At 66.9% G+C, this 21,791-nt stretch carries 22 protein-coding genes and 1 pseudogene; 8 read left to right on the top strand and 15 right to left on the bottom strand.

From position 1 onward, the window contains the following. Positions 1-32: 32 nt before the first annotated feature. Positions 33-1,496: a glycine hydroxymethyltransferase gene (locus ACRDU5_RS02405; protein WP_526612617.1), complete on the bottom strand. Its 1,464-nt coding sequence runs from the start codon at positions 1,494-1,496 to the stop codon at positions 33-35. Positions 1,497-1,788: 292 nt separating this feature from the next. On the opposite strand from ACRDU5_RS02405, the gene coaA reads away from it, so the two are divergent. Then, a complete protein-coding gene (gene coaA / locus ACRDU5_RS02410) occupies positions 1,789-2,727 on the top strand; it encodes a type I pantothenate kinase (protein ID WP_526612618.1) in 939 nt (312 codons plus the stop codon). A 73-nt stretch (positions 2,728-2,800) separates the two neighbouring features. On the opposite strand, the gene ACRDU5_RS02415 is transcribed toward coaA, so the two are convergent. The 4 genes from ACRDU5_RS02415 to ACRDU5_RS02430 form a co-directional block, all read right to left on the bottom strand. Next, the gene (locus ACRDU5_RS02415; protein WP_526612619.1) at positions 2,801-3,208 is read right to left on the bottom strand and encodes a hypothetical protein; all 408 of its coding nucleotides are present in this window, start codon (positions 3,206-3,208) and stop codon (positions 2,801-2,803) included. A gap of 99 nt (positions 3,209-3,307) precedes the next feature. Further along, entirely contained in the window at positions 3,308-3,715 is a 408-nt protein-coding gene (locus ACRDU5_RS02420) for a hypothetical protein (protein ID WP_526612620.1), read from the bottom strand. Positions 3,716-3,796: 81 nt separating this feature from the next. After that, positions 3,797-5,158 (bottom strand): hypothetical protein, encoded by a 1,362-nt coding sequence (locus ACRDU5_RS02425; RefSeq protein WP_526612621.1) that lies wholly within the window; start codon positions 5,156-5,158, stop codon positions 3,797-3,799. Positions 5,159-5,179: 21 nt separating this feature from the next. Beyond that, complete coding sequence (locus ACRDU5_RS02430; RefSeq protein WP_526612622.1) at positions 5,180-5,968, bottom strand: (2Z,6E)-farnesyl diphosphate synthase; 789 nt, start codon at positions 5,966-5,968, stop codon at positions 5,180-5,182. Between the two features lie 55 nt (positions 5,969-6,023). Between ACRDU5_RS02430 and trhA the strand changes: the two genes are divergently transcribed. Next, complete coding sequence (trhA, locus tag ACRDU5_RS02435; protein ID WP_526612623.1) at positions 6,024-6,764, top strand: PAQR family membrane homeostasis protein TrhA; 741 nt, start codon at positions 6,024-6,026, stop codon at positions 6,762-6,764. Here the strand turns inward: trhA and ACRDU5_RS02440 are convergent. The 5 genes from ACRDU5_RS02440 to ACRDU5_RS02460 all read right to left on the bottom strand — a co-directional run bounded on the left by ACRDU5_RS02440 (position 6,761) and on the right by ACRDU5_RS02460 (position 11,040). Further along, positions 6,761-7,132, bottom strand: a complete 372-nt coding sequence (locus ACRDU5_RS02440; RefSeq protein ID WP_526612624.1) for a nuclear transport factor 2 family protein — start codon at positions 7,130-7,132, stop codon at positions 6,761-6,763. The genes trhA and ACRDU5_RS02440 overlap by 4 nt on opposite strands. 10 nt (positions 7,133-7,142) lie before the next feature. After that, entirely contained in the window at positions 7,143-9,134 is a 1,992-nt protein-coding gene (locus tag ACRDU5_RS02445; protein ID WP_526612625.1) for a thioredoxin domain-containing protein, read from the bottom strand. A gap of 228 nt (positions 9,135-9,362) precedes the next feature. Continuing rightward, entirely contained in the window at positions 9,363-9,623 is a 261-nt protein-coding gene (locus ACRDU5_RS02450; protein WP_526612626.1) for a hypothetical protein, read from the bottom strand. After that, positions 9,616-10,491 (bottom strand): mycothiol conjugate amidase Mca, encoded by an 876-nt coding sequence (mca, locus tag ACRDU5_RS02455; protein WP_526612639.1) that lies wholly within the window; start codon positions 10,489-10,491, stop codon positions 9,616-9,618. The genes ACRDU5_RS02450 and mca overlap by 8 nt, the downstream gene beginning before the upstream one ends. Positions 10,492-10,563: 72 nt before the next feature. After that, on the bottom strand, positions 10,564-11,040 hold the full coding sequence (locus ACRDU5_RS02460) for a transposase (protein ID WP_526612627.1): 477 nt from the start codon (positions 11,038-11,040) through the stop codon (positions 10,564-10,566). 71 nt (positions 11,041-11,111) lie between these two features. On the opposite strand from ACRDU5_RS02460, the gene ACRDU5_RS02465 reads away from it, so the two are divergent. The 4 genes from ACRDU5_RS02465 (at position 11,112) to ACRDU5_RS02480 (ending at position 14,538) form a co-directional block, all read left to right on the top strand. After that, positions 11,112-12,557 carry an RNA-guided endonuclease TnpB family protein gene (locus ACRDU5_RS02465; RefSeq protein WP_526612628.1) on the top strand — a complete coding sequence of 482 codons (1,446 nt, stop codon included), beginning with the start codon at positions 11,112-11,114 and terminating at the stop codon, positions 12,555-12,557. Positions 12,558-12,670: 113 nt separating this feature from the next. Continuing rightward, entirely contained in the window at positions 12,671-13,096 is a 426-nt protein-coding gene (locus tag ACRDU5_RS02470; RefSeq protein ID WP_526612629.1) for a DUF4307 domain-containing protein, read from the top strand. 241 nt (positions 13,097-13,337) lie between these two features. After that, positions 13,338-13,832 (top strand): transcription elongation factor GreA, encoded by a 495-nt coding sequence (gene greA / locus ACRDU5_RS02475; protein WP_526612630.1) that lies wholly within the window; start codon positions 13,338-13,340, stop codon positions 13,830-13,832. Positions 13,833-13,875: 43 nt separating this feature from the next. Then, positions 13,876-14,538 (top strand): GPP34 family phosphoprotein, encoded by a 663-nt coding sequence (locus ACRDU5_RS02480; protein WP_526612631.1) that lies wholly within the window; start codon positions 13,876-13,878, stop codon positions 14,536-14,538. Here ACRDU5_RS02480 and ACRDU5_RS02485 read toward each other — a convergent pair. Next, the gene (locus ACRDU5_RS02485) at positions 14,530-15,687 is read right to left on the bottom strand and encodes a cystathionine gamma-synthase (protein ID WP_526612632.1); all 1,158 of its coding nucleotides are present in this window, start codon (positions 15,685-15,687) and stop codon (positions 14,530-14,532) included. The genes ACRDU5_RS02480 and ACRDU5_RS02485 overlap by 9 nt on opposite strands. 55 nt (positions 15,688-15,742) lie before the next feature. Between ACRDU5_RS02485 and ACRDU5_RS02490 the strand changes: the two genes are divergently transcribed. Further along, positions 15,743-16,912: an acyl-CoA dehydrogenase family protein gene (locus tag ACRDU5_RS02490; protein WP_526612633.1), complete on the top strand. Its 1,170-nt coding sequence runs from the start codon at positions 15,743-15,745 to the stop codon at positions 16,910-16,912. A 6-nt stretch (positions 16,913-16,918) separates the two neighbouring features. Here the strand turns inward: ACRDU5_RS02490 and ACRDU5_RS02495 are convergent, their stop codons facing one another. The 4 genes from ACRDU5_RS02495 to ACRDU5_RS02510 form a co-directional block, all read right to left on the bottom strand. Further along, on the bottom strand, positions 16,919-17,899 hold the full coding sequence (locus tag ACRDU5_RS02495) for a hypothetical protein (protein ID WP_526612634.1): 981 nt from the start codon (positions 17,897-17,899) through the stop codon (positions 16,919-16,921). A 93-nt stretch (positions 17,900-17,992) separates the two neighbouring features. Beyond that, complete coding sequence (locus tag ACRDU5_RS02500) at positions 17,993-18,649, bottom strand: Rv1078 family RDD domain-containing protein (protein ID WP_526612635.1); 657 nt, start codon at positions 18,647-18,649, stop codon at positions 17,993-17,995. 133 nt (positions 18,650-18,782) lie between these two features. Continuing rightward, positions 18,783-20,177, bottom strand: coding sequence for a cystathionine beta-synthase (locus tag ACRDU5_RS02505; RefSeq protein WP_526612636.1), 1,395 nt, complete (start codon positions 20,175-20,177; stop codon positions 18,783-18,785). 29 nt (positions 20,178-20,206) lie between these two features. Continuing rightward, on the bottom strand, positions 20,207-21,259 hold the full coding sequence (locus ACRDU5_RS02510; protein ID WP_526612637.1) for an alpha/beta hydrolase: 1,053 nt from the start codon (positions 21,257-21,259) through the stop codon (positions 20,207-20,209). A 216-nt stretch (positions 21,260-21,475) separates the two neighbouring features. Between ACRDU5_RS02510 and ACRDU5_RS02515 the strand changes: the two are divergent. Beyond that, positions 21,476-21,791, top strand: a pseudogene (locus ACRDU5_RS02515) (SGNH/GDSL hydrolase family protein); the annotation flags it as partial.

Raw genomic sequence — 21,791 nt, forward strand, 5'->3', positions numbered from 1 at the left:
CACGCGAATTGGGCCCTACCTCCTCCGCGCGACTACAAGGTCAGGCCGGGGTAGAGCGGGTTGGCGGCCAGCAGCTCGGCGGCGCCGGCGTGCACGCGCTCTGCGGTGCCGTCGGCGAGCCGGTACTTGGCCTTCGAGGTGCCCTCCGGCGCCGTGTTGGTCAACACCTCGACCACCAGCTCGGCCACCCGGTCGAATTCGGCGGCACCGAAGCCGCGGGTGGTCAGCGCCGGGGTGCCGAACCGGATGCCGCTGGTGTACCAGGCGCCGTTGGGGTCGGCCGGAATGGAGTTGCGGTTGGTGACGACACCGGAGTCCAGCAGCGCCGACTCGGCCTGGCGGCCGGTCAACCCGAACGACGTCACGTCCAGCAGCACGATGTGGTTGTCGGTGCCGCCGGTCACCAGCCGGGCCCCGCGGCGCAGGAAGCCGTCGGCCAGGGCCTTGGCGTTGTCGGCGACCCGCTGGGCGTAGACCTGGAACGACTGCTGCCGGGCCTCCGCCAGCGCGACGGCCTTGGCGGCCATCACGTGCGACAGCGGCCCGCCCAGCACCATCGGGCAGCCCTTGTCGACGGCGTCGGCGTACTCGGGGGTGGCCAGCACCAGCCCGCCGCGCGGCCCGCGCAGCGACTTGTGCGTCGTGGTCGTGGTGATGTGGGCGTGCGGCACCGGGTCCTCGTCGCCGGTGAACACCTTGCCCGCCACCAGCCCGGCGAAATGGGCCATGTCGACCATCAGCGTCGCGCCCACCTCGTCGGCGATATCGCGCATCCTGGCGAAGTTGACCCGCCGCGGGTAGGCGGAGTATCCGCCGACCAGAACCAGCGGCTTGAACTCGCGCGCGGCGGCGGCCAGCGCGTCGTAGTCCAGCAGACCGGTGGCCGGGTCCGTGCCGTAGCTGCGCTGGTGGAACATCTTGCCGGAGATGTTGGGCCGGAAGCCGTGGGTGAGGTGGCCGCCGGCGTCGAGCGACATGCCGAGAAGTCGCTGGTTGCCAAGTTCGGCGCGCAGCTGCTCCCAGTCCGCCTCGGACAGGTCGTTGACGTGCTTGGCGCCCGTCTCGGCCAGGCCCGGCGCCTCGACCCGGGTGGCCAGGATGGCCCAGTACGCAACGAGGTTGGCGTCGATGCCCGAGTGCGGCTGCATGTAGGCGTGTGACGTACCGAACAGCTTTTCGGCGTGCTCGGCGGCCACCGCCTCGACGGTGTCGACGTTCTGGCAGCCGGCGTAGAACCGGTGACCGATGGTGCCCTCGGCGTACTTGTCGGACAGCCAGGTGCCCATGGTCAGCAGCACCGCGGGCGAGGCGTAGTTCTCGCTGGCGATCAGCTTGAGCGAATCTCGTTGGTCGGCAAGCTCTTTGCGGGTGGCAGCCGCGATGCGCGGTTCGACGGACTCGATGATCTGCAGGATGTCCCGGTAGGCGACGCTCGCGGTGTCGGCGTACTCGGCGCCCGGCGCGGCGGAGCCGGTCACGGACGAGTCTGCAGTCATGGGTCCAGCCTAATCGGGCTCCCGACACCCGCTGCCACAGGCGCCTCAGATGCCACTGCGCCGCAGGGGTCTGAGGTTGCCCGGGTAACACCGCCGCCAGTGATCGGTGTGGCTGCTGTGGCGAACCGATGGGGCGGTCAGGCCGCCCGCGGGGCCGACGGGAGGTCGGCTGGATCGGGCGCCGGTTCGCATAACCTTCCTCGATCCGATCGAAGCGCAGGCCGAGCAGCAGGTCCTCGCGGATCAGGGTGCCGGACTCCATGGCGATCACGCTAACTGCAAGACTGGCCCCATGCCGCGGCTGAGCGAGCCGAGCCCCTACGTGGAGTTCGACCGAAGTCAGTGGCGCGCGTTGCGCATGTCGACACCGCTGAAGCTGACCCAGGAAGAGCTGGTCAAGCTGCGCGGTCTCGGCGAGAAACTGGACCTGCTCGAGGTCGAAGAGGTCTATCTGCCGCTGGCCCGGTTGATCCACCTCCAGGTCGCGGCCCGGCAGCGGCTGTTCGCAGCCACCTCGGAGTTCCTGGGTGAGCCGCAACAGAACCCGGACCGGCCGGTGCCGTTCATCATCGGTGTCGCCGGCAGCGTGGCGGTGGGCAAGTCCACCACTGCTCGTGTGCTGCAGGCACTGCTGGCCCGCTGGGAACACCATCCGCGGGTCGACCTTGTCACCACGGATGGGTTCCTATACCCGAACGCCGAGCTCTATCGTCGAAACCTGATGCACCGCAAGGGCTTTCCGGAAAGCTATGACCGCCGGGCGCTGATGCGGTTCGTCACCGCGGTGAAGTCTGGCGCCGATCATGTTTGCGCACCGGTGTATTCGCACCTGCTCTACGACATCGTGCCCGGCGAGAAGCAGAGTATCCGCCATCCGGACATCCTGATCCTCGAGGGCCTCAACGTGCTGCAGACCGGTCCGGCGCTGATGGTCTCGGACCTGTTCGACTTCTCGGTCTACGTCGACGCCCGGATCGAGGACATCGAGGGCTGGTACATCTCCCGGTTCCTGACGATGCGGTCGACGGCGTTCGCCAACCCGGAATCGCACTTCCACCACTACGCCACGCTGACCGATGAACAGGCGGTCTTCGCTGCCAGCGACATCTGGAACTCCATCAACCGGCCTAACCTGATCGACAACATCCTGCCCACCCGACCGCGGGCCACGCTGGTGCTGCGCAAGGACGCCGACCACTCCATCAACCGGCTGCGGCTGCGCAAGCTCTGATCAGCGCGAGCAGTCACAAAAGCCCCCAAACACTCGGCGTGTCGGGGGCTTTCGCGTCCTCTCGTGAGAAGAGTCAGGCCTTCATCCGGCGCAGGCCCTGGTACTGCAGCTCGGCGAACACCAGCGTGTAGACACCGGTTGCGAGAGCCAGGACGACACCGGTTGTGGTCAGCGGCATCCAGTCAGCCAGCACAAAAACCACGGCCGCAACGGTGTACAGAACGTTGGCGATGATGACGGCGATGCCCGGGACTCGGACCGACGGCAGCGCCGCCAGACCGAACACGACGATGCCATAAGCGATGAAGAAGGCGCTCATCGAGTACTCGAACGCGCGCGTTGTCCCCGACAACTCGGCCAGCCAGCCGGCGAGCGGGAGGGCGGCGATACCGGCCAGCCCGGTCAGTACGGCGTCGGCCCGCATCGCGAAGCGCAGCAGGGAGTCGGTCGACTCGTTCAGTCGGGTCGAGATGGCGGTCATGGTTTTCCTTCCGGTTTGTTGACGAAATCGGTGAGCCGGGTGCGGGGCGGCCAACCTAAACCTCGAAAACGGCGGCGCCCCGCACCGGCGGGGAGGGAGTCACGCCAGACGGCGCACTCCGAGGTACTGCAGGGAACCGATGGCAAGGGTGTACAACGCAGTCGCGACGGTGGCCATCACGCCGAACTCGGTCAGCGGCAGCCAGCCGGCCAGCATCGTTGCCACGACCAGTGCCGAGAATGCGATGTTTCCGACCATCAAAGCGGTTCCGGTGAAGCGGACATTCGGCAACGACGCCAAGGCGTACACCGCAGCGCTGATACCGACGAAGCTCGCCCCGATGACCCACTCGGTGGTCGGCGAGAGACCAGTTAGTCGGGATAGCGGTTCGGCCGCCACCACCACGATGAGGCCGAGCAACGCGGACAGCGTGGCGTCGAGGCGCATTGCGAAACGCAGCAGTGAATCGGTCGATTCGGATATGGGGCGGGCAGTGATTGTGGTCATGTCACTCATGCTGCGCAGAAGGCACTGCCAGATCGACGCCAGGGGCTGCCAGCTACTGCCAGGCGCAGGTCAGCGGTCCTTCTAATCTTGCGCTGCGACCAGATTGCCGCGCAGATCGGCGGCGATCAGCCGGGCCGCGGCGTTCTGCCAGTTGTGCAGCGACCGCTGCGGCACCTCGGTGACGAACCACTGCCAGGCCTGCCGGGCAACGGGGTCCAGGCCGGCGGCGGTCGCGTTCTGCGCGTAGGCGCGGACACCGACGACGTAGGGGAAGTACAGCGCGTTGTAGTGGCGCCATTGCTCCGTGGTGCCGAAGTCGCCGCCGTCGCGCGGCTTGAGCCGGTTGATGCGATCGGCCAGCAGGGCCTTGAGCTCGTTGGCCCGCTCCAAGGGCTGGTCGGGTGCGCCGCGCGCGGCCAGCCGTTCGTCGATGGCCGGTAATGCGGTCAGCGGGCTGGCGACGAGCTTGGAGAGGTCGCCGTAGTGGCCCAGGGCGCGGCGGGTGAGCCGCGCGAAGGTGTCGTCGTCGATCCCCTCGAGCGGGTTGGCCGACCGCAGCGGCAGCGCGGACTCGGTGCGGCGAAGCGCCGCGCGATCGGCCCGCAGGTCCGGCGAGCGGGAGAACGCCATCCGGTCGAGCAGCCCGGCCAGCGGGTCGGCCAGCACGTTGATCGAGATCGCGATCGCCAGGCTGGTGAACAGCAGCACCGTCAGCGCGGCCCGCTGGCCCGTCACCGCCATGCCGATCAGCGCCTGCCCGCCGAACAGCACCGCCACCACGGCGGTCGCCGCGAACGAGCGCAGCATGTCGGCCCGCAGCGCCTGGCCTTCGTCGAACGCGTCCCCGATCGCCACCGCGATGCCGAGAAGCGCGAGGTCGAATCCCGTCGACGCCAGCGCCAGCCAGCTCGGCACCAACCCCAGCGGGATGATCAGGATCGCGTTGCCGAGTGCGAAGAACAGCGTGGCGATCACCACGAAGCCCACCACCGGACCGGGCTGCGCGGGCCGCAGCACCGCCTTTACCATCGCGCCCAGCGAGGACAGCGAGATGACCGCGAACATCAGCCAGTGGCCGGGCCGCAGCGGGCCGTCGACGCTGCCCGCCATCGCCGCGCCGACGAACGCCACCACACCCACGGCGGTAATCAGCGCAATTTCGCCGGCCCGGCTGCGCCAGGTGTCGCGCGGCCGGGAGAGTTCGACCAGCACCGCGAACCAGGCGATGCCGGGCACCGCCACCAGATAGATCTCGATCCGGCTCAAAAAATCGGACCCACTGGCCGCGCTTTCGATCCGCACGGCGTCCAGCGCCACCACCGTCGCGAAGCTCGTCAGGCCGATTGCGGCCAGCACCAGTACCGGCTTGCGCGGGTCACGGGCCAGCAGGTAGAGGCCCAACCACCAACTGAGGGTGAACACCACTGCCGACAGCGCAGCCATGGGTCAAGTGTGGCACGCCCTTTACGTGCCGTAGCGGCGGTGGCGCGCGGCGTAATCGCGCAGCGCGCGCAGGAAGTCCACCCGCCGAAACGCGGGCCAGTACGCCTCGGTGAACCACATCTCCGAATAGGCGCTCTGCCACAACAGGAAGCCGGACAGCCGCTGCTCCCCCGATGTCCGGATGACCAGATCGGGGTCGGGCTGCCCGGAGGTGTAGAGGTTCTCCGAGATCGCATCGGCGGTGACGGCTTCGATGAGCTGCTCGCCGCTGACGCCGTTGGCCAGCTCCTTACCGAGCAGCGCCCGTACCGCGTCGACGATCTCCTGGCGCCCGCCGTAGCCGACAGCGACGTTGACGTGAAAACCGCCGTTCCCGTTGGTCGATTCCACGGCGCCGCGCAGCCGGCGGGCGGGCTCCTCGCCGAGCAGTTCGAGGTCACCGACGGTTCGCACGCTCCACCGGTTCGCCGGCGTGCAGATCTCCTCGACGACGTCGGTGATGATCTCGATCAGCGAGGACAGCTCGTCCGGATCTCGCTGCAGGTTCTCTGTCGAGAGCAGATACACGGTGGCCATCTCGATGCCGGCGTCCTGGCACCAGCGCAACATCTCGGCGATCTTCGCCGCGCCCACCCGGTAGCCGACACTCACATCATCGTGACCGGCGTCACGTGCCCACCGCCGGTTTCCGTCGCAGAGCACCGCGATGTGGCGGGGCAGTTCGGATTTGGCTGCCGCCAGTCCCTGCCGCAACCGCATCTCATAGAGGCGGTACATCGGTTCTTTGAGGCGCGCGGGAATGATCTCCACGAAGATCCAGACTACTGTGACGCTCGGGAATCACCGAGCAGTCAATGGGGGTGACATGACCGCCGACATCGACACCGAAGAACCGGATCGCACCCACCGTCCGGGCCAGGGCGCCGAGGACCTACCGGAAGCGGTCGTCGACCGCGTCGCGCAGGCCCTGGGCAAGCCCCGGGCGCGCGGCTGGATCCATATCTACTCGGCGGTGGTCGCCCTGATCGCGGGAGCGGCGCTGGTGTCGGTTTCCTGGGCGGTGGACTCCACCCGCGCCGGGCTGTCCACGCTGCTCTACACCGCGACGATCGTGGCCATGTTCACCGTCAGCGGCGTCTACCACCGGGTGTACTGGCAGTCCGAGACCAAGCGCAAGTGGATGACGCGGCTCGACCACTCGATGATCTTCGTGTTCATTGCGGGCAGCTACACGCCGTTCGCGGTATGCGCAATGCCGCCGGACACCGGAACGCTGGTGCTGTGGATCGTGTGGGGCGGCGCGATCGCCGGTGTCGCGCTGAAGATGCTGTGGCCGTCCGCGCCGCGCTGGGTGGGCGTGCCGCTGTATCTGTTGCTGGGCTGGGTGGCGGTGTGGTTCGCCGGGACGATCCTGCACGGTGCGGGTGTCGCCGCCATGGTGCTGCTCGCCGTCGGCGGCGCGCTCTACAGCATCGGTGGCGTGTTGTACGCGGTGAAGTGGCCCGACCCGTGGCCGACGACGTTCGGTCACCACGAGTTCTTCCACGCCTGCACGGCGGCGGCGGCGATCTGTCACTACATCGCCATGTGGTTCGCGGTGTTCTAGCGGTTCTTGGCGTCGGCGGGCGACCAGTAGGCCTTCATCGAGGCCACCTTGCCTTCGTCGTTGAAGGCCATGACGCCGATCGGCTCGATCTGCATGCTGTTGTCGCCGAGGTCGACATCGAGTCGGAAGTGGTAGGCGGCCTCGTTGCCCGCGACCCGAAGCGTCACCAATTCGCTTTCCCGCTTGAGGTTTTCGATTGTGGCGTAGAAGCCGTGGATCGCCTTGCGGCCGATGTGGACCTCACCGCCAACCGGATCCTCCACGGTGGCGTCGTCGGCGTAGAGCTCGGCGATATCGTCGGCTGACCCTTTGGCGATCAGTTCGATGTAGCGGTTGACCGTCTGGGTGATTTCGTCGGCGCTCGGCATGGCCGCGAGGCTACACGGCCGCATTCAGGGCGGCAGCCAGTTGGTCGGTGCTGGTGACGGGCAGGTCGCAGACCCGGCCGCGGCATACGTAGGCGGCGTCGGCGCCGCCGACTTGGTCGCGGTCGGTCAGCAGCTCCGAGGAATTCACCGCGCCGCCGACCACCACGGCACCGCCCGGCGCCAGCGTGCGGGCCGCGGCGAGCAGCGGCGAGTCGGAAGCATCGGTGGCCACCGCAATCTGGATGGGGCCGCTCACCGCGGCTTCGGCGACGGTTAGCCAGTGCCCGCCGGATCTCGGCAGCCTGGCCAGGACCGGTGTCGCCGCGGAAAGCGACTCGGCCGCGGCCGATGCATAACGGTCGGCCCGGGGCGCGGGCACCAGGTGCGCCGCGATCAGCAGGGCCTCCGTGATTGATGACGCCCCCGACGGCGTCGCCCCGTCCAGCGGGTCGGCGGGCCGCACCATCAGCTGCTCGGCGTCGTCGGCGGTGTCGAACCAGCGTCCCGGACGCTCGGGGTCGGCGAAGTGTTCCAGCGCGGTGTCGAGCAATCCGGTGGACGCCTCCAACCACGGCGCCTCGCCGGTGACCTGGTGCAGCGTCAGCAATCCGGTGGCCAGGGTCGCGTAATCCTCCAGGATGGCTGCGCTGTCGCCGACCCGCCCGCCCAGGCTGGCGCGCCGTAGCCGGCCCTCCACGACGTGTAGGCCGAGCAGCGCGCGCGCACATCGGCTTGCGGCGTCGAGGAATTCGGGTTTTTCCAGCGCCACGCTGGCCTCGGCCAGCGCCGTGATCGCCCACCCGTTCCAGGCGGTGACGACCTTGTCGTCGCGGCCGGGCTGGGGTCGGATCGCCCTGGCGGCCAGCAGCGTGGTGCGGACCCGGTCGAACCGTTCGGGGTCGTCTGGATCGGCGGGTAACTGCAGCACCGAGCTGCTGTGCTCGAAGGTGCCATGCTCGGTCACGCCGAAAACCTCTGCGGACCAACGGCCGTCGTCCTCACCGAGCACTTCGCGCAGTTGTGCCGGTGTCCAGACGTAGGTCGAACCCTCTATGCCGTCGGCGTCGGCGTCCAGCGACGACGTGAACATGTCGTCGGCGCCCAGGTCATTGATGATGAATCGCGCGGTCTCGTCGGCGACCCTGCGCGCCAACGGGTTTGCGGTGCGCCGCGCCCAATGCGCGTAGACCCGCAGCAGCAGTGTGTTGTCATAGAGCATCTTCTCGAAGTGCGGCACCACCCAGGACGCGTCGACGCTGTAGCGGGCGAAGCCACCGGCTAGCTGGTCGTAGATACCACCACGCGCCATTGCGGTGCAGGTGCGCTCGACGGCGGCCAGCGGAGCCGAATCGCCGGTGCGTTCATGGCTGCGCAGCAGCGCCTCCAGCACCGCCGATGGCGGAAACTTGGGCGCACCGCCGAACCCGCCGCGAGCGGTGTCCTCGTCGCGCAGCACGGCCGCGATCGCCTGATCGCACAACGCGGGCTGCACCTCGGGCCCGCCGCCGGGCAGCCCGGAGGCCATCGACCGCAGCTCGCCGGTGATCTGGTCGGAGGCCTGTTCAACTTCGTCGCGCCGATTCCGCCAGGTGTCGACGATGGCGGCCAGCAGCTGCAGGAACTGGGGCTTCGGGTAGTAGGTGCCGCAGAAGAACGGTCGTCCATCGGGGGTGAGGAAGCAGGTCATCGGCCAACCGCCGTGTCCGGTCAGCGCGACCGTGGCGTTCATGTACACCGCGTCGAGGTCTGGCCGCTCTTCGCGGTCGACCTTGATGCACACGAAATGCTCATTGGCCGCCGCTGCGACTTCGGCGTCCTCGAACGACTCGTGGGCCATCACGTGACACCAGTGGCAGGCCGCGTAGCCGATGGACAGCAGGATCGGCACGTCCCGCGACGCCGCCTCGGCCAGTACATCTGGCGTCCATTGCCGCCAGTGCACCGGGTTGTCGGCGTGCTGGCGCAGATACGGGCTGGTCGCACTGTCGAGCTGGTTGACCACAGATCCCCTTCTCGGCGTCGGCGTGTGAACTGAGCAATGTTCAGCCTAGGGCGTCGAGCACCCGCCGGTCACGGCCGCTACCGGGCGTAGGACCGGGGTGCTACCGCCACTCAGCAATCGGAGGCCACCCCCCGATCAGCAGACTGTCACCAACGTCTTAGCCCGGTACACCTAGCCGCACCTCTAATGCCATTAATCGCGCAACTCCCCGCATAGTGGCAGCAGGTCTCATTCGGAGGCCTTCGGGCCGTTGTCCGACTCGACGGTGCCGTCGTCGGCGGCTTGGTCGGGTTCGGGGTTGTCGCGGTCGAATGACTCCGGCAGCCGCTTGAGATGCCGGTTCATCGACCGGACCAACAACAAAGTGCCGATCAGCAGCAAAACGACGATCGCCAGCCCGAACGGGGCGGCCTTGCCGAATTCCGGCCCGGTGTCGCGGGGCGGCTCCTCGGCCAGCAGGCCCACGATCAACACCAGTGCGTCAGTCATTTTCGGCCTCGATCCCGGCGAACAGTTCGGTCTCCGGCAGGTTGATCGGCACCCGCGAGCGAGCCAGCTCGAATTCTTCTGTCGGCCAAAGCCGTTGCTGCCATTCGATGGGCGCGTGGAAAAAGTCGCCGGTCGGGTCGATCTGGGTGGCATGGGCCCGCAACGCGTCGTCGCGCTGGGAGAAGTACGCCGAGCATTCGACGCGGGTGGTCACCCGGTCGGCAAAGATGTCGTGCTCGGGATCCCAGTGCTTGAGCCATTTCTCGAACGGCCCCTTTTGCCCGTGCTTGGCGAACTCATCCTGCAGCAGCTGCATGCGCTGCCGCAGGAAGCCGTGGTTGTAGTACAGCTTGCTGATGCTCCACGGTTCACCGGCGTCGGGGTAGCACTCGGGAACCGCGGCGGCCTCAAAGGCGGCGACCGACACCTGGTGGCAGCGGATGTGGTCGGGGTGCGGATAGCCACCGTTCTCGTCATAGGTGGTTATCACGTGCGGCCTGAACTCACGAATCACCCGCACCAGCGCCTCGGTCGGTCCGTCCAGCGGCACCACCGCGAAGCAGTCTTCGGGCAGCGGCGGGGCCGGGTCGCCTTCGGGCAGCCCGGAGTCGACGAAACCCAACCAGTGGTGCTCGACGCCGAGGATCTCGGCGGCCTTGCGCATCTCGTCTCGGCGGATCTCGGTCATCCGCCCGTGCACCTCCGGCAGGTCCATCGCCGGGTTGAGGATGTCGCCGCGCTCGCCGCCGGTCAGCGTCACCACCATTACCCGTGCGCCTTCGGCGGCGTACCGGGCTGTGGTGGCGGCACCCTTGCTGGACTCGTCGTCCGGGTGGGCGTGCATCGCCATCAACCGCAGTTGCGTCAACTGGTCCCTCATCACCTGGTCTGGTCGCTGTCGAGAAGTTACAACCGTTCAAGTAGCCCTATAGTTCCAGTCCTAAAGCGTGTCGAACAACTGGCTGCGGTCGAGTCGTCGCAGTAGGGGGGCGATTTGGCTGAGGATGAGGAATCCTTGGTGGGCGTCGAGGGTGATTTCGTAGTGGCGGTCGAGGCGGCGGCAGTGGTTGATCGAGCCGTTGGTGCGTTCGAGGATCCAGCGGCGCGGCTGGACTGGGAACCCGGTGGCGGGTTTCGGGCCGGACACGATGTCGATGCGTACGCCGGCCTTGGCGGCGGCGTCGCGAACCGTCGCGCCGGTGTAGCCCTTGTCCAGCAAGACATGGGCGATGGTGGGCGCGATCGGCTTGGCCGTGCGCAGCAGCTTGGGAAACGCCGCTCGGTCGGCCACGTCCGCCGGGGTGACCAGGGCGGCGACCAACACACCGGAGCTGTCGACGAGGATGTGGCGCTTCACGCCGTCCACCTTCTTCGCGCCGTCGAAGCCACGCAGCCCGGCCACGGGTGAGGCTTTCACGCTGGAGGAGTCGTCCGACACGTCACGCCAGGTCAGGGCGTTGTCGGTGGGGTGTGGGATGCTCAGCGGTGATGGCTCGGCACACCACGTTCCGCTTCTGTCTCGACCCCACGGTCGAGCAGCGCGAGGTGCTGGCCCGGCATGCCGGTGCGTCACGGTTCGCGTTCAACCAAGGCCTACGGATAGTGAAGACCGCGCTGACCCAACGCCGCAGCGACTCAGACACAGCCGTGCCGTGGACCGGGTTCGATCTGATCAACGCGTTTAACGCGTGGAAGAAAACCGAGGACGCCGGCCGGGTCTTTGCCGTCGACACCGAAGGCGCCGCCGCCGTGGCTGTAACGGGGCTGGGGTGGCGGCGCGAAGTCTGTCAGCAGGTGTTCGAGGAAGCGGCCGTTGACCTGGGCAAAGGACTCAAAGCCTGGTCGGATTCGCGCTCCGGTAGGCGCAGGGGCAAGCGGGTGGGCTTCCCGAAGTTCAAGAAGAAAGCCGGAGCACTGCCGTCGTTTCGACTGCGCAACAAGCACCCCAAGGGCCGTCCGGCCGCGATCCGGGTCGGCGATGACAACCGGGCCCGCTCGATCACATTGCCCGGCATCGGGCAGATCGGCGTGTTCGATGACACTCGCCGGTTGCGGCGCATGCTGGGCATGGGACGCGCGAAGGTTCTGTTCGCCACGGTCTCCCATCACGCGGGCCGCTGGTGGGTGTCGCTCAATATTGAGGCCGCCGATCTGCACCCCGCCCGCCAGCACCCGGCCCGCGATCCGGCCGACGATGACGGTGGCTGGATTGGTGTCGACCGGGGCTTGTCGGCGTTTCTGGTGGCCGCCACCGCCGATGGGACTGAGGTCGCCCGCATCAGCTATGCCCCCAAAGCGCTGGCCGCCGGGCTCAAAAAACAACAACGGCTCGCGAAATCGTTGTCACGCAAGCAGAAAGGATCACACACCCGCCGCGCCGCCGCCGCCAAGCTCGGCCGTCACCACCATCATGTCGCCAACATCCGAAGGCATTTCCTGCACCAGGTCACCAACGTGCTGGTCAAGACCCACGACCGGCTCGTCATCGAGAACCTCAACGTGACTGGGATGCTGCGCAACCACCGTTTGGCCCGCGCAATCTCTGATGCCGGCTGGTCCGAATTCGCCCGGCTGCTGGCCTACAAACAGGCCTGGCATGGCGGCGAACTCATGGTGGCTGACCGGTGGTATCCGTCAAGCCGGCTGTGCCCGGCTTGCGGGGCCATCCGCAGCGATCTGACCCTGGCCGATCGAGTGTTCACCTGCCGGTGCGGACATACCGCCGACAGGGATACGAACGCGGCGACCAACCTGGCCCGTTGGGGCCAGACCCATCACGATGACGATCTTCACCTCGATCCCCGGACCCCCAAGCAACTGGGCCGGGCCACCAACGCCCGCCGACGGGACGGCGCTGACCAGCACCCCAAGTGTGCCGGTGAAACCGCCCCGGTTGAAACGGGAACTGACGTTCACACCGCACCAGCGGCCTGAACGACGATGCCCGAGAAGGGCAGTGGCGAACACTCACCAAAGTCGTTCGACACGCTTTAGTAGATGTATCCGACCCGACCGACCGACCGACCGACGGGGCACCCAAAACTCTCATGATCGAGCGTCCCGCCGCCCGCTACGGGCGGCAGCGCCTGTCGCGCCGGTCCCGTCGCTGGATCGCGATCGGGCTGACGGTACTGATCCTGGTGGCCGGGGTGGCGATCGCCATCGTGGCGTCGCAGCGGCTGGGCACCGGCGATGTCGAGGGCGAGTTGGGCGGTTACCAGCTGATCGACGACGAGACGATGTCGGTGACGATCAACGTCACCCGCGACGACCCGTCGCGTCCGGTGGTCTGCATCGTGCGGGCCCGATCCATCGACGGCAGCGAGACCGGCCGCCGGGAGGTGCTGGTGCCACCGTCTTCGCAGGACAGGGTGCAAGTGACCACCATCGTCAAGTCCACTCGCCGCCCGGTCGCCGGCGATGTCTACGGATGCGGAACGAACGTGCCGTCCTACCTGGTGACGTCCTCGTAGCGGCCGCTTACCGAGGTCAGGGCGTCGGCACAACAAACGCCGAGCTGCGATTACGCGAAAATCGGCTGACCTGGCGGTGCTATCATGGGCGGATACACGGATCCCGCTGGGACCGTGTATTGCTGCTTTAGCGCGCTGATTGCGCGCTGGCGAATGCGGCAATACATGTAAGACCTCCCGGCGACCAGACACGGACTTCTCAGCGAACAGCGCGAAGACAACACGACAGGAGCGCGACGACATGACCGACACCCAGGTCACCTGGCTGACCCAGGAGGCATATGACCGGCTGAAGGTGGAGCTTGACCAGCTGATCGCCAACCGGCCGGTCATCGCCGCGGAGATCAACGACCGCCGCGAGGAAGGCGACCTGCGGGAAAACGGCGGCTACCACGCCGCCCGGGAGGAGCAGGGCCAGCAGGAGGCCCGCATTCGTCAGCTGCAGGAGCTGCTGAACAACGCCAAGGTGGGCGAGGCGCCCAAGCAGTCCGGCGTCGCTCTGCCCGGCTCGGTGGTCACCGTCTTCTACGGCGACAACAAGTCGGACAAGGAGACATTCCTGATCGCCACCCGGCAGGAGGGTGTCAGCGACGGCAAGCTCGAGGTGTACTCGCCGAACTCGCCGCTGGGCGGCGCCCTGATCGACGCCAAGGTGGGCGAGACGCGCAGCTACACGGTGCCCAACGGCAACACCGTCAAGGTCACCTTGGTCAAGGCCGAGCCCTACCACTCCTGACGCGACCGGCGAGCCGCCATCGGATTGGATTACAGTCCGCACCGTGGCGCAGATCGCCGAGGACCTGTTTCTGCTGCTGTTGGACAACGCGTCCGCGCAGCCCGGTTTGGACCGATCACGACGCGATCGCGTGCTCGCCGCCGCGGTGCTGCTCGATTTGGCGCACCTCTGCCGAATCCGACCCGCGATGGACGGCGAACCCGTCGCTGCCGGCCGGCTGGTAGCGCTGGCCGGGCCGACGCCGCTGGACCCGATCGTCGAGCCGGCGTTCACCCTGCTGGTACGACGTCCTCTCAGCCCGGCCGCGGCGGTGTCCAAACTGCGACGGCACACCGAGGAAAACATCGTTCAGCATCTCGAACGGACCGGCCAGATCCGCCGTGTTCGGCTGCAAACCAAGCGATTCAACCATCCCTACGCGTGGCCGTTGACCAACCGTGACCGGGTGCAGCAGGCCCGCGCTGCACTGTTGCAGGCGTTGTTCGACCGCCGCCCGCCGACCCCGTCCACAGCGGCTATCGTGTCGCTGCTGCACGCCGTCGACGGCCTGGGCGCGCTGCTGAGCCTGAATGACCGCGGCTGGCGATGGGTACACATGCGGGCCGGTGAAATCGCCAGCGGCAGTTGGGTTGACGAGTACGAAACCGCACTGCCGGAGGTAAACCTCGCGGTTACCGCGTCCGCGGTGCGGGCAGCGCTAACGTAGCGCCTGCTCCAAATCGGCGAGCAAGTCCGCGACGTCCTCGATACCCACCGACAACCGGACCAGGTCGTCGGGCACTTCGAGTTGCGAGCCTGCGGTCGACGCGTGCGTCATCGCACCCGGGTGCTCGATCAGCGACTCCACCCCGCCGAGCGACTCAGCCAGAATGAAAACCTCTGTCCGCGAGCATAAGTCGTGAGCAGCCTGACGACCGCCGCGCAATCGCACCGACACCATGCCCCCGAAGGCGGTCATCTGCCGCTTGGCCACCAGGTGCCCGGGATGGCTGGGCAGGCCCGGGTACAGCACGGTTTCGATCGCCGGATGGTTCTCCAGGAACTCGGCCACCAGCGCCGCGTTGTCGCTGTGCCGTTGCATGCGCAGCACCAACGTCTTGAGGCCCCGCATGGTCAGGTAGGCGTCGAACGGACCCGGCACCGCACCGGCCCCGTTCTGCAGGAAACCGAACGCCACGTCCAGCTCCTCGTCGTTGGTCAGCAGCGCTCCACCCACCACGTCGGAATGGCCGCCGATGTACTTCGTCGTCGAATGGAGGACGATGTCCGCGCCGAGTAGTAGCGGCTGCTGCACTGCGGGTGAGGCAAAGGTGTTGTCCACCAAGACCTTTATGTTCGACGGGGCGGCAAGTTGGGCGATCGCAGCGATGTCGGCGATCGACAGCAACGGGTTGGTCGGCGTCTCCACCCAGATCAGTCTGGTTTGCGACGTGATGGCGGCGCGCACGGCGTCGAGGTCGGCCAGTGACACCGCCGTGTAGTCGATCCCCCACTTGGTGAACACCTTGTCGATGAGGCGGAAGGTGCCGCCGTAGACATCGTCGGGCATCACCACGTGATTGCCGGGATGCAGCACGGCGCGCAGTGCGCAGTCGGTAGCGGCCATCCCGGAACTGAACGCACGCCCGAAGTTGGCCTCTTCCACCGCAGCCAGCGACGCCTCCAATGCCGCGCGGGTCGGATTGCCGGTGCGGGCGTATTCGAATCCGCCACGCAGCCCGCCGACACCGTCCTGCGCGAATGTCGAACTGGCATAAATCGGGGTGTTTACGGCACCGGTGCCCGGATCCGGCCGGTACCCGGCGTGGATGGCCTTGGTGGCCAAACCCTGCCACCGGCTGCGCTGCTCACTCATCGTTGCTCAGCCTAACGGTGCGCGGTCGACGCGCCCTGCGGTGTAGACAGGGACCATGGCTTCCACCCGGATCGACGACCTCCTCGACCTCGATTCGTTGCTCGCGCCCGAGGACATCGAGCTGCGCCAGACGGTGCGCCGGTTCGGCGAGCAGCGACTTCGGCCCCATATCGCCGAGTGGTTCGAGGCCGGGGAGGTGCCCGTCCGCGAGTTGGCTTCCGACCTGGGCAAGCTCGGCCTGCTCGGCATGCACCTGAAAGGCTACGGCTGCGGTGACTCGACGGCCACCGCCTACGGGCTGGTCTGCCAGGAGCTCGAGGCCGTCGACAGCGGGCTGCGCAGCCTGGTGTCGGTGCAGGGCTCGCTGGCGATGTTTGCCATCCATCGGCACGGCAGCGAGGACCAGCGCAAGCAATGGCTGCCGGCGATGGCCACCGGCGACGTCATCGGCTGCTTCGGGCTGACCGAGCCGGACTTCGGCTCCAACCCCGCCGGCATGCGGACCACGGCCCGCCGCGACGGGTCGGACTGGATCCTGAACGGCTCGAAAATGTGGATCACCAACGGATCGGTCGCCGACATCTCGATCGTGTGGGCACGTGCCGAGGACGGGATCGTCGGATTCCTCGTGCCCGGCGGGACACCGGGATTCACGGCACGCGACATGACGCACAAGCTGTCGCTGCGCGCGTCGGTCACCTCCGAGCTGCACCTCGACGACGTGCGGCTGCCCGCCGATGCGCAGTTGCCCGAAGCACGAGGGTTGTCGGGACCGCTTGCCTGCCTGTCGGAGGCCCGCTTCGGCATCGTGTTCGGCAGCGTGGGCGCCGCCCGAGACTGCCTGCAGACCACACTGGACTACGTCGGCACCCGCGAAGTTTTCGACAAACCGCTGGCGGGATACCAACTGACACAAGCCAAGGTCGCCGACATGGCCGTCGAGCTGGGCAAGGCGCAGCTGCTGGCCCTGCATCTCGGCCGGCTGAAGGACGCCGGGCGTATCCGGCCGGAGCAGGTCAGTGTCGGCAAGCTCAACAACGTCCGGGAGGCGATCAAGATCGCCCGGCAGTGCCGGACGCTGTTGGGCGCCAACGGAATCACCCTGGAGTACCCGGTGATCCGGCACGCCAACAACCTGGAATCCGTGCTCACCTACGAGGGCACGTCCGAGGTGCATCAACTGGTCATCGGTGAGGCGCTGACCGGTGTCAGCGCCTTCCGGTGAACCGAATTACGGGGTAAGCGGCGCGACCTGACCGCCGCTGAGCCTCCGATAGGTGTAGACCAGGATCAGCGTGGCCACCGGGACGGCGACCAGCAGGCCAACACCACAAAGCAGCGCACCGACGACCGCGATCGCGACCATGACGATCCAGGCCAGCAGCACATTGCCGAAGTTGGCTTTGCTGATGTTGAAACTCGCCTTCACCGCGTCCACAGGTGACAGGTTGCGGTCGAGCAACGCAACGATGGTGAAGACCAACATGATGCTCGCGATGATGCCGGGGATGACGCAGAGGAACAATCCGATCGTGGTGATGATTCCGACGATGAGCCCGGCGATGATGACGTTGCCGATGTTGCGAGGACGGAAGAACGAACCGAAAGATACCTGCTGCCCGTTGGCGATGTCGAGCACGCCGCCGATGTACCCGGACTGAATCGCGGCACCGACGATCAGCGAGAGAAACCATCCGATGATCGAGACGATGATGCTGCCGGGCCCCGACATACTGTACGAGAACGAGAAGCTGCTCCCGTCCGACATGTAGGTGGTGTTGTCCGCGGGAGACACCGCGGCCGACACGATATTGATGAGCGTCTGGAGAACGATGATGATCAGGCCGTACACCAACGTGGCGAGGATCAGCGGGCCTGCATTCTTGCCGAATTTGTTCCACGCCCACGAAAACGCATCACCGATGCTGAACGCTTGTGCGCCACCGTAACCCGGTACGCCGGGGGGCGGATAGCCAGCCGGAGGAGGCGCGTACCCGCCCTGAGGGGGTGGCGGATAGCCGCCCTGCTGCGGAGGCGGCGGGTAACCACCTGGCGGTGGCGGTGGCGGATAGCCGCCCTGCTGCGGAGGCGGCGGGTAACCACCTGGCGGCGGTGGTGGCGGGTAACCACCTGGCGGCGGTGGTGGCGGGTAGCCGCCCTGCTGCGGTGGTGGGTAGTTGCCGGGCGGTGGGGTTGGCGGTTGATCGGTCATCACGCTTCCACGGGTCGAGGGGTTTGCTGGATAGTTGGGGCGGGACCGGCCCGCGGCGCTGACGCTGCGGGCCGGCGGTCCGCCGGCGGGTTCCTACAGAGGCACGCAGACCGTGCTCATGATCTTGTCGTTCAACGTCTGCCGCTTCTCGTCCCACAGCGGGAACAGGACGGCGATGAGCCAAACGATGCCGCACGCAAGGTAAGCCACGATGTAAATGAGTTCGCGCGCGAAGGACAATCCGAAACCTATTGGCTGTCCGGTCTTTTCGCTGATGACCTTGAATTTCATGATCGACTTGCCAATGCTTGAGCCCGTTGTGCCCTGACGGTATCCAAAGTTCCAGATCACATAAGCCAGTGTCAACAATGGAGCGATAACAAACAGGGTTGTCTGACCCAGTGTGGAAGCACCGGTGGCGCAGAATTCACCAAGCTCGTACTCGGACGGGTCGGTGATGCAGGCCGTCTCTTGGGTGCCCGCCAAGACCCCCCATGCGATGCCCCACACGATGAAGACCGGGATGTAGTCGATGATCCATGCCAGTACCCGCGTAAGCCATGGCGTATAGGCCTCTTTCGGCAAAGCAGCGACCGGGCCGGCGGGCGGCTGCGGGTAGCCGGGACCACCTTGCGGCGGAGGCGGAGGAGGTACACCGCCACCCTGCGGTCCAGGGGGCGGTGGATACCCACCTGGCGGTGGTGGTGGAGGCGGGTAGTTACCGGGGGGAGGTGGCGGTTGATCGGTCATGGACGCCCTTCCAGTTTCATTAGCTGGGAACAAGCGGAATCAATGTACCTGAGAATTGGCTCTCAGCAGCGCCTTCGGCAGGATCCACGCCGGCATTTGCCGCCGCCGGCGGTAATCCGGGTTATCCGGCCGGTTAGCGCCGAGTGGTGCCCTCGGAGAGGAATCCGAGAAGGTCATGGCGGGTCAGCACGCCTACTGGCTTGCCTTCCTCGACCACCATCACCGCGTCGCAGTCCCGCAATGCTTTGGCGGCGTGGCTGACCAACTCGCCGGCGCCGATCATCGTCAGTGGCGGGCTCATGTGTTGTGCGACCGCGTCGGCGAGTTTGGCCCGGCCCTCGAAAACGGCGGAAAGCAGTTCGCGCTCGGACACACTGCCGGCCACCTCACCCGCCATCACCGGCGGCTCGGCACCGACTACCGGCATCTGGGACACCCCGTACTCGCGCAGGATGCCGATCGCGTCACGCACGGTTTCCGACGGGTGGGTATGCACCAGGTCGGGCAGCGCACCGGACTTGCGCCGCAACACATGTCCGACCGTCGCCTGCTCGATCGACCCATCGAGCCTGCTGCGCAGGAATCCGTACGACGACATCCACGCGTCGTTGAAAACCTTTGACATGTAACCGCGTCCGCCATCGGGTAGCAGCACGACCACCAGCGAATCGGCTCCCGATTTCTCGGCCACCTTGAGCGCGGCCACCACGGCCATCCCGCAAGAACCGCCGACCAGCAGGGCTTCCTCGCGGGCCAGCCGCCGGGTCATGTCGAACGAGTCGGCGTCGGAGACCGCAATGATCTCGTCGGGCACCGTCGAGTCGTAGGCCGACGGCCAGAAGTCTTCGCCGACACCCTCGACAAGGTAGGGCCGCCCGGTTCCGCCCGAATACACCGAACCCTCCGGGTCGGCGCCGATGACCCGCACCCTGCCGTCGGACACCTCCTTCAGGTAGCGGCCCGCTCCGGTGATGGTCCCGCCGGTGCCGACGCCGGCGACGAAGTGAGTGACCTTGCCGTCGGTGTCCTCCCAGACTTCCGGCCCCGTCGTCTCGTAGTGGCTGACCGGATTCATCGGGTTGGAGTACTGGTCGGGCTTCCACGCGCCGTCGATCTCTTCCACCAGGCGATTGGACACGCTGTAGTAGCTGTCCGGGTGATCGGGCGGCACCGCCGTCGGGCACACCACCACCTCAGCGCCGTAGGCGCGCAACACATCCTGCTTGTCCTCGCTTACCTTGTCCGGGCAGACGAAGATGGTTTTGTAGCCGCGCTGCTGGGCGACCAGCGCCAGGCCGACACCGGTGTTGCCGGACGTGGGTTCGACGATGGTGCCGCCGGGCTTCAGCTCCCCGCTGGCCTCCGCGGCGTCGATCATCTTCACCGCGATGCGGTCCTTGGCGCTGCCGCCCGGATTCAGGTACTCGATCTTGGCCGCGACCACGCCGGCGCTCTCGGGCACCACCGAGTTCAGCTGAACCAGAGGCGTATTGCCGATGAGCTCACTGACGTGCCGGGCGATCCGCATACGTCCATGATCTCAGGCCACCGAAACGCTTACCAGGTGGCCTCTCGGATGTAGTCGCCAACCTGCCGCAGCGACCGGCCGGCCTCCTGCACCGCGGGCCCGGCGATCTGGAACACGTGCATCTGTCCCGGCCACACCCGAATTTCAACCGGGACGCCGGCGGCGGCCAGCATGTGCGCGGCCTTGCGGGCGTCGTTCAGCAGCACCTCGGATCCCGACACATGAATCAGCGTCCGGGGCAGCCCGGGCTCGATGTGATCGAGCGGCTCGTAAACCTGCTCGGGCTCACCGTCGACGATGTTTCGCTCGGCGGCGGCCTCCACCAGCTCGACGAGCGCGGTGAAAGCCTTCGGCGGGAACATCGCGTCAGACCGGATGTTCGGGTGGTTCGCTCGGGACTCGTTGTCGATCTCGAACAGCGGCGACAACGCCACCATGGCGGCGGGATCTTCACCCTCGAGCTGTAGCCGCTCGGCGAGGGCGAGCGCGAGGTACCCGCCGGCCGAGTCGCCGGCCAGCACGATCTGTTCCGGCTCGTAACCCTTGAGCCGCAGCCACTGGTAGGCGTCGTAGCAGTCGGCGAGAGCCATGCCGACCGAGTGCTTGGGGATCATCCGGTAGTTGACCACCAGCACGGGGCTGTCGGCGTATTGCGACAGCGCCGTCACCAGCCGACCGTGGGTGTTCGCGCCGCACGTCAGGAACCCGCCCCCGTGCATGTAGACGATGACGCGTCGCTTGCCGTCGGCGGGCAGCACTCCGGCGGCGCGAACCAGCTGGGCGTCGCAGTTGGGCAGCGCGATCGTCGCCCGGACGCTGCCCGGTGCGGGCCGCAACACGCGGCACACGAGGTCGACGAGACCGAACGGCCAGGGCAAACGCGGAGCGTAGCTGCCGATAGCCAGAGTGGGCCTGATTGTCAGCAATGCGGCCAGCGCCATGAGTCGTCCGGCGAGGCTCGGACCGTCTTCGACGACCTCTACCGGCGCGCCGTCGCTGACCGGGAATTTGCGCGATTTATGCGCTCTAGCTGCGCTGATGCCAGCGCGGGGCGTTCTAGGGACCTTACTTGGTGCCGTCATCGCCACCACTTCCTACGCCGTCGTAGTGCCCGGTCGGCCTCGTCACTCAGGCAATCCCGGTAACTTAGCTTGGACACCGCCATTCGGTTCAACAATCAAAGAAACTGATCCGATACCTCGCTGCTTTTGTTTGTTACTGCAGTTGATACCGCACCGTGACCGCCGAACGTGTCTCGCCACGCGGATGACCCCGAAATTGGGACCTAAAATTGTGGTGTGGGCATCCGTTCACCGCGTCGGACGACGATCGCTCTGGCGGCCGCGGCCACGCTCGCGTCGACAGGCTCCGCCTATGTCGGGGCCCGCAACCTATTGAGCGGGCAGGCTGACCAGGCACGACGTGTCATACCTAAGGCTTGGGACATCCCGCCCCGCGCCGATGGCGTCTACGCCCCGGGCGGTGGACCCGTCGAGCGGTGGTACCGCGGATTGCCGTTTGACCTGCATCTGATGGTGTTCGGCGATTCGACCGCGACCGGATACGGCTGCCAACACGCCGAAGAGGTGCCCGGCGTGCTGATCGCCCGTGGGC

Source organism: Mycobacterium sp., from assembly GCF_050701515.1.
Classification (GTDB): Bacteria; Actinomycetota; Actinomycetes; order Mycobacteriales; family Mycobacteriaceae; genus Mycobacterium.